This is a genomic window from Streptomyces jumonjinensis (genome assembly GCF_009600885.1).
Taxonomy (GTDB): Bacteria; Actinomycetota; Actinomycetes; order Streptomycetales; family Streptomycetaceae; genus Streptomyces; species Streptomyces jumonjinensis.
In genome coordinates, this window is the sequence record NZ_VCLA01000184.1 from 12,151 (window position 1) to 23,565 (window position 11,415).

The window sequence follows — 11,415 nt, forward strand, 5'->3', positions numbered from 1 at the left end:
AGAACGGTGCTGGGCGATCAGCGGCCGGCGCGCTCCACGGCAGGGAACTGATCGACGGCACCACGTGGGACCTGGCCGAAGTCTCCGGGTCTCGGAAGCCTGACACCAGGGGGCGGCACTTGCCGAAGTCTCCCGGGCAGCGCCGTTCGCGGTAGTCGTGTTCGACGCGCCATCGGAGCTTGGCCAGGCGGACCAGGGTGGTGAGCGGGGTGTCCACGGGCAGGTCGGAGATCCAGAGCTGGACCGGTTCCGGTGCGGAGGCGGGCCACTCGGGCAGTTCCGGGTCGCGGGCCGCTTGGCGGACCTCGCGTCCGGCAGGCCGGATCCGCAGGGCTGCGAACCGCGAGTACATCCGCCTGAGGCCGCTGCGGCCCGTTCCCGGATCGCGTTCACGTCGCTCATGCCGATGCGGACGCCGCCGCGGGCTGCGAGGACGGAGGGTGTGGTGACGGCCCACTGCTGGAGGGGGGTGAGCAGGTCGGGACCGGTGCGGAGGGTGTGGGTGCGGGGGTCCGTCAGCTCGCTCCGTGTGAGGTGGTTGCCTACCGTGATCGTGGAGCAGGCTCCCACTCCAGGTCGGGACCCGCCGGAACGGTGACGGGTCCTGGCATGCCCGATGCCGACGAAGGTGAGGCGGATCCGGAGAGTGCTGCGCGGAAGGTCCCGGCAGATGGGTCATGTCTTGTCTATTCGGATATTCGCCCTCCCTGGCTTTCGCGGGGCGGGACTGTCAGGCGGAGAGTTCCAGGAAGCCGACCACGGCGCGGGCGGAGTCAATACCGTCGATGGCGGTGAGGATCTGCCGTCCGGTGTCGAGGGCGGCATCGATGTCACCGAGGGCTATGTGTGCTTCGGACTGGCGGGCTTGTCGTAGATGATCGTGCCGCGCAGTTCGCGCTCCAGGTCGTAGGGGTCGTGGTGGGTGAGGGCGGCGTCGAAGTCCAGTTGCGGACCCGCACCCTTGGCGCCGCGCGCGACCTTCCTGGCCGCCGGGGCGTGCCGGCCACTGCGGCGGGCAGTGGGGAGGCGACGAGCGCGAGCACGATGGTGGTGCCGAAGGGACGGTTCGGGGTGCCACGTCTGCGGTGGCCGGGTGTTCCATTCCGCCCGACCGCCGGCCACCCGCCCGGTCCCGGGGCTCGCGCCGTGTCATGCCTCAGTGCTGGTGTCCCATTCCGCCGGATCGAAGTCGTCGGTCCCGCGGAAGAGGTCTCCGTACTGGTCCATCCGGCCTTCGGCGTACTTGGCGTTGGCGTAGTTCTCCAGTGCGGTGCCGAGCCTCCGGTTCAGCCGTCGGTCGATCAGTGCCGCGGTGAACGTCACATCGCCGAACGCGCGGCGCGCGTCCAGGTCATGGGTGCGGAGACGCGCGAGGTTGGCGTCGATGATCCGTGCGTTGCGCGCATCGGCGGCAAGTTCCTCGGCGTGGCGGACGATGTCGGTGCGGTCGTTCTCGCTCGTCAAGACAGCTCCCGGGCAGCGGTGGAGGAATACGGCATTTTACCCTTCCTTGGCGGTGATGGTGTGCGCCGTAACGGCACCTTCGGCCGCGCCCCTGACCTCTCCGGTCCGGGACGGGTGCCGTCGCTCATCTTTCCGTACGGAATCGGCGGCCAGTGTGGAGTGCTGGGTGCGGTAGGCGGGGCCATTCAGGACGCTCCGGGAGCGGCGCGCGGCGGTGAACGCCAGACCTGCGTGCGCGACCCGCGCTCTACGGTTCCGGCGGCAAAAGTGCTCACCTGCTGCCGGCTACAACACCGAGTCTCTCCGACCCGGCAAGCCCATCAGGCTGCCGCGGTGACTGCTTCCTTGATCTCTTCCCTCAGCGCTGCGGCTTGTTGGGAGGAGGCGTAGGGGGCGGCTTCGTCGTGGAGTTCGCCGAGCCGGTCGCTCACCCGCGTGGATCCGATGGTGGCGAAGAGGTCCAGGGCCCTGCGGGTCTCCTGGTACGCCCCGGCGAGTTCGCCGACGGCCAGGTGGGTTCGGGCGATTCCGAGGTGGTCGAAGGCGGTGCTGCGGACGCGGTGGGCGGGCCGGAGTTCGAGGGCCCGGCCCAGGAGCTGGAGGGATCGTTCCGCGCGGCGGGTACGGCTAATTGCGGTGTCGTGCTTCGCTGCGATCTGGTGGGCGACGCCGAGGGTGGCGGACAGCTCGGCCTCGTCGAAGAACGCCATGTGTGGGGGCTCATTGGCAAGGGTGGCGCGGGCGAAGTGCTCCTCGGCTTGTCCGGCGGCGCGCTCGCTCGCGTCGAGCTGGCCCACGATGGCCTGGAACCGTGCGTCGAGCGCGGTCAGCATGGATCTCGTCGCCCAGGTGGCCTGCCGTCGGGCGCCGTACTGGGCGAGCGCGACCAGGTCGAGGGCGTCGTCGTAGTGGTTCAGGTGGGACATCTGCCGGGCCATGCACTGGAGGATGTGCGCTCCGAGCACTTTGTCTCCGGCTTCGCCGGCTGCGTGGAGGGCGATGATGAAGATCTTCTGGGCAGTGCGGTGTTGGCCGCTGTCGAAGGCCATCCAGGCGGCGACGGATCCGAGGTCGGCGACGGCGGCGAACAGGGCGCGCCCGGTGGTCTCGGTGTAGGTGGCGGTGTTCAGGAGGGTGTTGGCGTCCTGCATCTGGGCGATGACCGCTTTGCGGGAGAGGATGCCGCCGTGCCGGTTGTCGGCGTCGCGGAACATGCCGGTGAGTTCCCGGATGGCGGCCACGTCGCTCATACCGATGCGTCCGGCGCCGCGTTTCGCGAGGGTGGAAGGGGTGGCCACGGCCCACTGCTGGAGGGGGGTGAGCAGTTCGGATCCGGTGTGGAGGGTGTGGGCGTCGTTGGTGTGGCGGGTGTGGGGGTCCATCAGTTCGCTCCGTGTGAGGTGGTCGACGACGGCGATCGTGGAGCGGGGCTCCCACGGAAGGTCGGGGCCCGCCGGAGCGGCGACGGTTCCGGGCATGGCGATGTCGGCGCAGGTGAGGTGGATCCCGAGGGTGTGGCGGAGGTGGTCGGCGATCAGCTGTGGCACGGGGTGGCGGGGTGTCTCGCCCTGGCGCCAGGCGCGTACCCGGCCTTCGCTGGGGCAGACGCCGCGCAGCCCCGCCGTACGGGCGCGGCGGGTCACGGCCCGGGCGAGTTCGGCGTTGGAGATCCCCGAGCGTGCCATCCAGTGACTCAGCAGGTCGTTCGGCGTCTTGTTCGTCCGGGGCATGCGCCCTCCATGGCCGGCGGCGCTCCCAGCCTAGAGCGGGGTGCCGGGGCCGGACAGGGTCTGCGGGGCGGTTCGGCGGAATTCGGCGGGGTGCGCGGCGGCTTCGCGGGCGCGATCGGCGGTGTCCGGCGCGTTGTGCGGACCGGGCTGGGGCTGCTGATCTGGTGGTGCCGGGGCTGCTGAAGCCGCGGCGACACCATCTGGATCCGAGCATCACGGAGGAACTCATGCAGTTGACCAGCCCTCCCGCGCAGATGATCGACCCTGCGGCCGTCTTCACCCTCCCGCCCGCCTTCTCCGTCGAGGAGGCCACGCTGGGTCAGCAGAACTTCAACGACGCTGACACGGGTGGCACGAACTACTTCGAGAGCGCCAGCTGAGCACCTGTCACACGCATCCCGGGCGGGCCGGTGACCGGCCCGCCCGGGTCCTTTCCCGAGGGAGAAGGTGAGGCTCATGACCGAAAAATGGATCACCGGCGGGGCACCGGACGACCCCGGATGGGGCACAGGCGCCGCCGGCGGGATTCCGGGGGTGCGCACGGGGCCGGGGTGCCGTGTCGTCGTGCTCGCTGACGAGCGGGCCCGTGTAGTCCTGGTGGGGGACGCAGGAACCGTCGACGAGCACCGGGACGAGCTGCTGGGAGCGGCAGCCCGCGGGGAGTGGACCACGCTGACGCGGCTTCCCGGCGCCTACTGGGTGCTGGCCCGCAACGGCGAGAACATGTTCGTGTGCGGTGACCTGGCTGGGGCGCGCGCGGTCTTCTACGCCCGGCACGGATCGCATGTCCGGTGGTCGACCAGTATCGGACGCCTCGCCGACCATCTGGCGGCCCGTGTCGACCTGCCGCTGATGGGCGCGCAGATCGCGGTGGGCCCGGAGCACTGGCCCGAGCGGACCCTGTACGACGGCATCCGGGCGGTTCCCGGAGGCTTCGGGCTGCTCCTGGGCCGCGCAGGCAGTGTGCGGGTGGTGGACGTGAGCGACACAGGGGTGAGCTGCTCCCTTGTGGAAGGGGCGGCAGTGTTCGGCGAGGCGCTCCGGGGCGCGGTCAGCGTCCGGATGGGGTCTGCGGGCGGCTTGGCGGGGGCGGATGTCTCCGGTGGTCTGGACTCCTCCACGGTGGCGATCCTCGCCGCCCGGCACGGTGAGATCTGCGCCGTCACCTACCGCGATGCGTACACCAGCGCCGAGGACCTCCTCTACGCCCGGCGCGTGGCCGGCCACATCGGCACGACGCTGCACATCGGTGAAGGCCGCGCCGGTCAGAGGCCGTTCACCTGGTCGGAGGGGCAGCCGTCCACCGAGCAGCCGGTGGCGATGAGCCTGAACATGCCGCAGCAGCGCATCTACCTGGCCCCGGCGGCTGGCCGGCCGGTGCACCTGACCGGTCACGGCGGCGATGTGGTGCTCGACTCCAGTAGCGCGGGGTTCATCGCCCTGGTGCAGACGGGCCGGCGCCGCGCCGCACGCAAGGAGATCACCCGGTGGGCCCGCGGTCACAACCGCTCCCCGCGGACGCTGTGGCAGACAGTGGCGCAGCACGCCGAGCTGGGACACGCCGGCGCGCTGCGCGCGGCCGCCGCCGCCATCCGCACCGCTGGGCCCGGGGCGTTCACGGGGCCTTCGCCGGTGTGGACGTGGTGCCGGCCGGGCCCGTTCGCGGGGTGGCTCACCCCCTACGGGCGTGACCGTGTGGCCGGGCTCCTCGACGAAGCCTCACAGCACGTCCTGGACGAGCGCGCGGACGTCGCCGCGCAGCGTGATGCGCTGCGGATGGTCGGCGCCGATGTCCGGGATTCGATTCCGCTGGCCCGGGACTGGGGGGTCCGGCCGGCGCACCCCTACCTGGACAACCGGGTCGTCCGGGCCGCGTTCGCGATCGACCCCCTGGAGCGGTGGAGCACCGTGTCCTTCAAGCCGCTGCTCGCCGCGGCCCTCCCGGAGCTTCCCGTGTGGCTGACCGGCCGGACGTCGAAGGGCTCCTTCACCCGCCAGCTGATCGGCGGCATGAGCCGCAGGACCGACCTCGCCGCGCTCGTTCAGACCAGTTCCTTCGTCACCGAGGGTCTGGTGGACGCCTCCCGCGCCCTGACCGCTCTGTCCGGGATCGCCGGACACCACGCGACGGCTCTGCACAATCTCCAGCGCCTGGTGACGGCCTGCCACTGGCTCGCCGCCCGCGACCGGATGCGGGAGGGCGCGTGCTGACCCCGGCGGCCGGTGTGCACTGGGCCCGCTGTCAGGAGGCGACGGCAGTGCTGAACCTGCGCGACGGGACTTGGCGGATCCTGGACGGGCCCCTGGCCCGCATCTGGGACACCGTCACCCAGGGAGAGGACCCGGACCAGGCAGCCGGGGAACTCGCCGGCCCCGGCGGGGACATCACCGCCACCCAGGCCGCCGTTACCGGTGCCGTGGCCCAGCTGACGGCGGCGGGTCTGATCACCGAGACAAGGCCGTCGCGTTCGCGCCGTATCCCGTGGAGGTGGTGGCGGTGACCCGTGTCGTCCGTACCGCCGCACCACCTCCGTGGGCACTGCGGCTGGTGGCCCACTGCGCCATGACGGTGGTGATCACGGTCCGGCTGCTACCGAAGCACCGGCGGCCCCGCGCCCGCATCACTCTCGCCCGTACGGTCCGGTGGCTTCCTCCCGCCGACGCGCGGCGGGCGCGCGCCGTGCACGAGGCCGTGACCGCCTGCCGGACGTCATGGTGGCGCGGTCAGCTGGACTGCAAGGACCGGGCCGCCGCCACCGTGCTGGCCGTCGCTCTCACCGGCCGTCGCTGCCGCCTCGTCCACGGCGCCCGTACTCTCCCCGCCGCGTTCCATTCCTGGGTCGAGACCGTGGACGGCACCCGGATCGGCGCGGACGAGGACAACGGCGGCGACCATCTGTGGACCGCCGTCCACCGCACCTGAACCGGGGCCACGTTCACCCGAACGAGTGGACTCCTCTCCCGTACGAGTTGACCCCACGGGTGCCGGGAGCAGCCACAACGCGCCTGCGGCAGCATGGAAACGGGTTGATCGCACCGCGGCGGGAGCCATTCGATGGAGCCCGTGAACCCCTCAACTCCCCTCCCCGTTCCGGCCGCCGTCGCTGCCCCAGTGCCGGGCGCGCCGCCGGTGATGCGTCTGAAGGAAGACGCGCACGAGGCCCGGCAAGCCTCTGTCACGGCCCGGGCGATCGCGGCCCGTCTGCCGTCCGCGCTCGCCCGTGCCTGGCGCCTGGGCTGGCGTGCAGACCGGCGCTGCGTCCTGGTGCTGCTGGCCGGGACCCTCGTCTGCGCGCTGCTCACCGCGGCCGCCCTGCACGCGATCGCCAGCCTCCTCGCCCATCTCCTGGCCCCGGGTGATGCCGCAGGCCGTCTTCGGGACGCGGTTCCCGCCCTGCTTGTTGTCACCGCCGCGACCGGGCTGGCCTACCTCGCGGACGCGGGCAGTCGGCTCGCCGCCGCCCGGCTGGCCCCCCAGGTGCACCGGGAGGCCGATCTCGCCGTCATTGCCGCGTCCACCCGCGCCGAGCTCGGCGCCTACCACGACCCAGGGTTCGACAAGGCGAGGTTCGCGGCGACCGAGGGGGCCAAGAAGAGCGGCGAACTCGTCGGCGGGGCGCAGGGGTTCGTCTCCGCGACCGCGCAGCTCGCCGCCGCCACCGTGGTCGTGGCCTCCCTCAACGCCCTGTTGCTGCCCGTGATGCTGCTGGCCGTCGTGCCGCGGGTGTGGGGGGCGGTGCGGGCCGCGCAGATCACCCATGCCACCGCCCACCGCAACCTCGCCGACAGCCGGCTGCGCGGGGTCCTCGCCCAGTACGCCACCGACGGCTCCACCGCCCCCGAGGTCCGCGCCTACACCATGAGCGGCTTCCTCCTCGACCAGTACCGGGCCACCTCCCACCGGCTGGAGAGGGAGCAGTACGCCGGAGCCCGCCGCGGCGCGCTCGCCCAAGGGGCCGGTGATCTCCTCGCCGCCGCCACGACCGCCGCCGTCTGGGCCGGCATCGTGTTCCTCCTGGTGAACGGGGACATGAGCGTGGCCGCCGCTGCGACCACCGTGCTCGCCGTCCGCACTGCGAACGCCGCCCTCACCGGCAGCGTGAGGGCCTCCGCCTCCCTGTTCACCACCGGCCTCTACGTCACCGACTGGGCCACGTTCATTGACACCGCCCCCGCCTGGGCCATGAACCGGGGAACCCTCCGGGCCCCGGCCGCCGGGCCGGACCTGATCGAAGCCCGCGGCCTCACCTTCACCTACCCCCGTACCGCGACGCCCGCCGTCGACAAGGTCGACCTGACCATCGGGCGCGGCGAGGTCATCGCCCTCGTCGGGGAGAACGGCTCCGGCAAATCCACCCTCGCCCGCCTCCTCACCGGCCTCTACCTCCCCACCCAGGGCACGATCACCTGGGACGGACACCCCACCCAGGATCTCGACCCGAACACCCTGTGGCAGACCATCGCCCTCGTCCCCCAGGACTACACCCGCTGGTCCCTCACCGCCCGCGAGAACGTCACCCTCGGCCGTCCTCGCCCCGGCGGCGACCGGGCCGTCCACGAAGCCGCTCGCCACGCGGGCGCCGACACCGTCCTCGCCCAGCTCCCCCACGGCCTGAACACCTCCCTCGCACGCTCCTGGTGGGGCGGCCACGACCTCTCCGGCGGCCAGTGGCAGCGCCTCGCCATCGCCCGAGGCTTCCACAAGGACGAACCCACCTCCGCCCTCGACGCCCGCGCCGAACACCAGCTCTTCACCCGCCTGCGCACCCTCGCCCACGGCCGCGCGGCGACCCTGTTCATCACCCACCGCTTGGCCAACGCCGCCGTCGCCGACCGCGTCATCGTCATGCACGACGGACGCATCACCGAGACCGGAACCTACGACGAGCTCCTCGCCGCAGAGGGCCCATTCGCGGAGATGAAGAACCTGCAGGACCGCCGAGCCGACCCGACCGACGCTGTTGTAGGTTCCGCGTCTTGATGGACAACGGAGCTGTGAAATGGGCAATGGATGAGCAACCAGGCGGTTGCGGTGGCGAGCGCGGTGGGCCGGCAGGGAGGGCACGACCTCGTGCGGGCCGTGAAGGCTTCGCACGGCGATTCGACGGGTGACACCTCGGCCCTGTGGGCCGCCCGGTGTTCGGCCAGGCGCTAGCGTGTGAGACCGCGTCGCGAGAGGAACGGACAGACATGGCCGTACGGGGATGGGAAGGCGCGTTGCGGGAGGCCCGGGAGGCCACAGGCTTCGGCGGCGAGGTCACCGATCGCACCGTCGGTGCCGTACGGGCGGTGGTGCGGGGCGACCGGCGCAGCGAGTTCGAGCGGGAGCTCGGTGCCCTGGGCGGGGGTGGTGCGTTCGAGGCGTTCCTTGACCACTGGTGGACCCAGGTACTGGCTGATGCCGCCGGTGACGAGCAGGCCCGGGAGCGGGCGGTTGAGTTCGCGGACCTCGCCATCGCCCTGCGGGTCCGCGCCGAAGGAGGTCCGACCCACACTGCGGCCGAGGTGGAGCGGATGATCATGGGGCCGGTTTCGTGAGCTATACGGTTATCTGGGAGCACGCCGCGTCCGAGGGCCTCAAACGGCTGCGGGCGAAGTACGGGGACGAGGTCAGGCCCTTCGTCCGCGCGGTGAATGCCCTTGGCACGAACCCGGAGCCGTCCGCCAGCAGCAAACTCGGCGGGACCAGTCTGCGCCGGCTGCGGATCGGGGACTTCCGCGCCACCTACGAGATCGACGGCACCCTCATCGCCGTGAAAGTCCTCACCGTCGGCGCCTCACCCGCGTGACCCGCCCCGGCACAGACAGCTTCGGCGACCCGGGCAGCTCCCCCGGCCCCGGGTTGTGGGGCGGAGTCGCGGTGTTGCCGCCTCCCGGCAACACTCGCTCCAGTTGCGGACCCGCACCCTTGGTGCCGCGCGCGACCTTCCTGGCCGCCGGGGCGGTGCCGGCCACTGCGGCGGGCAGTGCCCCCGGCCAGGGCGGTGGGGGCCGGTGCCGGCGGCGTGACGTCTCTCTGCCGGCTGTCTGGTGACCAGATGACAAGAGCCGTATAAACCGGGAGGTTTACGTACGGATCTGTGGGAGCTGGGAGGTGCGACTCCTCCCGGCCACCCGACCAGTTGCTGTGGGGTCAGTCCCACCAGAATTCCCAGGAGTGGGTGTCGACGAGTTGTTCGGCGTATGAGGTCAGCGTGTGGGAACGGGAGCTTTGCCAGATGTTGTCCGGGCAGAACGCGAAGTGCTCGGCGGCGATGAGGAGGGCGTCCTGTGGCTGCGCCGGGGGTGTGGCGATGCTGAGGTGGAGGGTGTCGAACCCGACGGCGACGACGCGTGCGCCGAAGCGCTGTTCCCAGGTTCGCAGAACGGCGGAGAACTTCGCGGTGTCGTGTCGTAGTTGGCGGGCCCGTCCCATCCCGCGACGGTGAGCGCGTCGGCGCCTGAAGCCGCGGGGATCAGCCCAATCCGGGCTTGTGGCCGGAGGGAGGCGAAGAATTCCGCGTACTCGGCGGCCTCTTTGTCGGGGTCGGGTCCTGCCGGACGGGCGGGGGCGAGGCCCGGCCATCGCTGCCCGAAGGGCGCGGTGACGGCCGCCCGTTCGCCGGGCGGAAGCATGTCGCCGTCCTCGCCGGTGACAGTGTGCTCGCGCCACCACTGTGCGAGGAGTCCGGCCGGGTCGTGAGCCCCGGGCGAGGACATGCGCTCGGGGGACAGTTCACCCGAGGACCAGGGCCGGAACTCGCTGTCACCGGGATCCCGGGAGTCGAGCAGGAGGGGCCACAGCCCGGTGCGGACATGTTCGGCACGTATCCGCTCCCACAGTCCGGGAGTGGCCGGGCCGTCGCTCAGCCAGAAGGACTGCTTGGCTCCGCTGCCGTCATCGGACGCGATCATTCGGCCGGGCGGCAGCGGGGTGTCAGGAAGCATGCGGGGGTCAGAGGTCACGCGCGCATGCTAGGTCGTGTCTCATAATTGATCTAGTGGTGGGTCGTCACGGGTTGGCCCGCAGCCACAGGATCAGTGAGGCGATGACGACTCCGGCCCGGTAGCGGGTGGCGAGCTTGTCGAACCTGGTTGCCACCGCCCGGAATTGCTTCAGTCGGGCGAAGCATCGCTCGACCACGTTGCGCCCTTTGTAGGCGGCCTTGTCGAAGGCCGGGGGTCTGCCGCCCCGGCCTGCGCGGCGAACTCGGTTGGCGATCTGGTCCCGGCGTTCGGGGATGGTCGCTCTGACGCCCCTGCGCCGCAGCAGGCTGCGGATCTTCCGCGAGGAGTAGGCCTTGTCCGCCACCACCCGGTCGGGCCTGGTGCGCGGACGCCCGCTCGCCACGCGTGGAACACGGATGGCATCGAGCACAGCGGGAAGCATCGTGCAGTCGGCCGTGTTGCCGGTGCTCAGCACGATCGACAGCGGCAGGCCCCGGCCGTCGACCGCCAGGTGGATCTTCGTGGTCAGCCCGCCCCGGGACCGGCCGGGCGCCTCGCGGCGCGCAACCGCTGCCGGATCACCCGGTCCGTCCTCGCGGGGGTCCCCTTTTTACGGGCACCGGCCGCGTGCTGGTGCGCCCTGGCGACCGTGGAGTCGATCGAGACCGTCCACTCCACGGTCCCCACCGCGTCGTCGCGGACCTGGACCTCCCGCAGAAGCCTGGCCCAGGTGCCGTCCTTCTCCCATTGGGCGAAGCGCCGGTAGACGGTCTGCCAGGGGCCGTAGCGTTCGGGCAGGTCACGCCACGGCGCACCCGTCCGGAGCCGCCACAACACCCCGTTCACCACCTGCCGGTGATCCCGCCACGGACGCCCGGCACCGTCTCGCTGCGGCAGCAACGGCTCCATCCGAACCCACGCCGCATCCGTTATCTCTCCTCGACCCACCACAAGATCAATTATGAGACACAACCTAGAACTCACCGGCCAGCGGAGGCCGAACCTCCGCGCGCAGTTCGTGGAGGTGCACCGCCATGATCGTGTGACCAGTGGAGGCGCGATCGCCGCCCGCAGGCTGCCGGCACTCGGCGAGATCAGCGAGGGCGAGCCCGGCCGTGTTCCGAAGTGCCGGCCGTGGCCCCGTCTGCTCGGGCCCGCGGTGTCTCGGCGGTGGCGAGTGCGGGAAATCCCTTCCGTCACACGGCTATCAGCCCCGGCGATTCGGCCACCGCAGGCCCCGGCACCGCCCCGGGTCCGGTACGGGTCGGTGGCCGCTACAGCCTCGGGAATTCGC

General features: G+C 71.5%; 12 protein-coding genes and 1 pseudogene. 8 read left to right on the forward strand and 5 right to left on the reverse strand.

The genetic code is table 11. The annotated features are described in order from the left end of the window. Nucleotides 1-139: 139 nt before the first annotated feature. Nucleotides 140-382, reverse strand: a pseudogene (locus tag FF041_RS39465) (IS701 family transposase); the annotation flags it as partial. A 300-nt stretch (nucleotides 383-682) separates the two neighbouring features. Here FF041_RS39465 and FF041_RS28940 point away from each other — a divergent pair. Next, on the forward strand, nucleotides 683-874 hold the full coding sequence (locus FF041_RS28940) for a hypothetical protein (RefSeq protein WP_153525542.1): 192 nt from the start codon (nucleotides 683-685) through the stop codon (nucleotides 872-874). A 275-nt stretch (nucleotides 875-1,149) separates the two neighbouring features. Here FF041_RS28940 and FF041_RS28945 read toward each other — a convergent pair whose 3' ends face one another. Then, on the reverse strand, nucleotides 1,150-1,464 hold the full coding sequence (locus tag FF041_RS28945; protein ID WP_153525543.1) for a hypothetical protein: 315 nt from the start codon (nucleotides 1,462-1,464) through the stop codon (nucleotides 1,150-1,152). Between the two features lie 320 nt (nucleotides 1,465-1,784). Then, the gene (locus tag FF041_RS28950; RefSeq protein ID WP_153525544.1) at nucleotides 1,785-3,194 is read right to left on the reverse strand and encodes a tetratricopeptide repeat protein; all 1,410 of its coding nucleotides are present in this window, start codon (nucleotides 3,192-3,194) and stop codon (nucleotides 1,785-1,787) included. 227 nt (nucleotides 3,195-3,421) lie between these two features. On the opposite strand from FF041_RS28950, the gene FF041_RS38210 reads away from it, so the two are divergent. From FF041_RS38210 to FF041_RS28980, 7 genes are all read left to right on the forward strand, one after another. Then, entirely contained in the window at nucleotides 3,422-3,574 is a 153-nt protein-coding gene (locus tag FF041_RS38210; RefSeq protein ID WP_194292210.1) for a hypothetical protein, read from the forward strand. Nucleotides 3,575-3,650: 76 nt separating this feature from the next. After that, on the forward strand, nucleotides 3,651-5,405 hold the full coding sequence (locus FF041_RS28955; RefSeq protein ID WP_153525545.1) for an asparagine synthase-related protein: 1,755 nt from the start codon (nucleotides 3,651-3,653) through the stop codon (nucleotides 5,403-5,405). Next, the gene (locus FF041_RS28960; protein ID WP_323393008.1) at nucleotides 5,399-5,695 is read left to right on the forward strand and encodes a hypothetical protein; all 297 of its coding nucleotides are present in this window, start codon (nucleotides 5,399-5,401) and stop codon (nucleotides 5,693-5,695) included. The genes FF041_RS28955 and FF041_RS28960 overlap by 7 nt, the downstream gene beginning before the upstream one ends. Beyond that, a complete protein-coding gene (locus FF041_RS28965) occupies nucleotides 5,692-6,117 on the forward strand; it encodes a lasso peptide biosynthesis B2 protein (protein ID WP_323393009.1) in 426 nt (141 codons plus the stop codon). Before FF041_RS28960 ends, FF041_RS28965 begins: the two co-directional genes overlap by 4 nt. A gap of 210 nt (nucleotides 6,118-6,327) precedes the next feature. Next, on the forward strand, nucleotides 6,328-8,175 hold the full coding sequence (locus FF041_RS28970; protein ID WP_153525546.1) for an ABC transporter ATP-binding protein: 1,848 nt from the start codon (nucleotides 6,328-6,330) through the stop codon (nucleotides 8,173-8,175). A 209-nt stretch (nucleotides 8,176-8,384) separates the two neighbouring features. Next, a complete protein-coding gene (locus FF041_RS28975) occupies nucleotides 8,385-8,732 on the forward strand; it encodes a hypothetical protein (protein ID WP_153525547.1) in 348 nt (115 codons plus the stop codon). Then, nucleotides 8,729-8,983, forward strand: a complete 255-nt coding sequence (locus FF041_RS28980; protein ID WP_323393010.1) for a type II toxin-antitoxin system RelE family toxin — start codon at nucleotides 8,729-8,731, stop codon at nucleotides 8,981-8,983. The genes FF041_RS28975 and FF041_RS28980 overlap by 4 nt, the downstream gene beginning before the upstream one ends. 344 nt (nucleotides 8,984-9,327) lie before the next feature. Here FF041_RS28980 and FF041_RS39470 read toward each other — a convergent pair whose 3' ends face one another. Together FF041_RS39470 and FF041_RS28990 are read right to left on the reverse strand one after the other, a co-directional pair. Next, nucleotides 9,328-9,609 (reverse strand): DUF4253 domain-containing protein, encoded by a 282-nt coding sequence (locus tag FF041_RS39470; RefSeq protein ID WP_228388695.1) that lies wholly within the window; start codon nucleotides 9,607-9,609, stop codon nucleotides 9,328-9,330. A gap of 576 nt (nucleotides 9,610-10,185) precedes the next feature. After that, nucleotides 10,186-11,069 (reverse strand): IS5 family transposase gene (locus tag FF041_RS28990; protein WP_407698209.1). Its coding sequence is split into 2 segments (ribosomal slippage): nucleotides 10,186-10,703 and nucleotides 10,703-11,069, totalling 885 coding nucleotides; the frame shifts between segments, so codons are not numbered across the junction. Nucleotides 11,070-11,415: the final 346 nt, after the last annotated feature.

What these genes read in the sequence shown, in the direction of transcription:
- FF041_RS28955 (WP_153525545.1), top strand. Translation starts at nt 3,651, where the DNA reads ATGACCGAAAAATGGATCACCGGCGGGGCACCGGACGACCCCGGATGG.
- FF041_RS28950 (WP_153525544.1), bottom strand. Translation starts at nt 3,194, where the DNA reads ATGCCCCGGACGAACAAGACGCCGAACGACCTGCTGAGTCACTGGATG.
- FF041_RS28970 (WP_153525546.1), top strand. Translation starts at nt 6,328, where the DNA reads ATGCGTCTGAAGGAAGACGCGCACGAGGCCCGGCAAGCCTCTGTCACG.
- FF041_RS28975 (WP_153525547.1), top strand. Translation starts at nt 8,385, where the DNA reads ATGGCCGTACGGGGATGGGAAGGCGCGTTGCGGGAGGCCCGGGAGGCC.
- FF041_RS39470 (WP_228388695.1), bottom strand. Translation starts at nt 9,609, where the DNA reads ATGGGACGGGCCCGCCAACTACGACACGACACCGCGAAGTTCTCCGCC.
- FF041_RS38210 (WP_194292210.1), top strand. Translation starts at nt 3,422, where the DNA reads ATGCAGTTGACCAGCCCTCCCGCGCAGATGATCGACCCTGCGGCCGTC.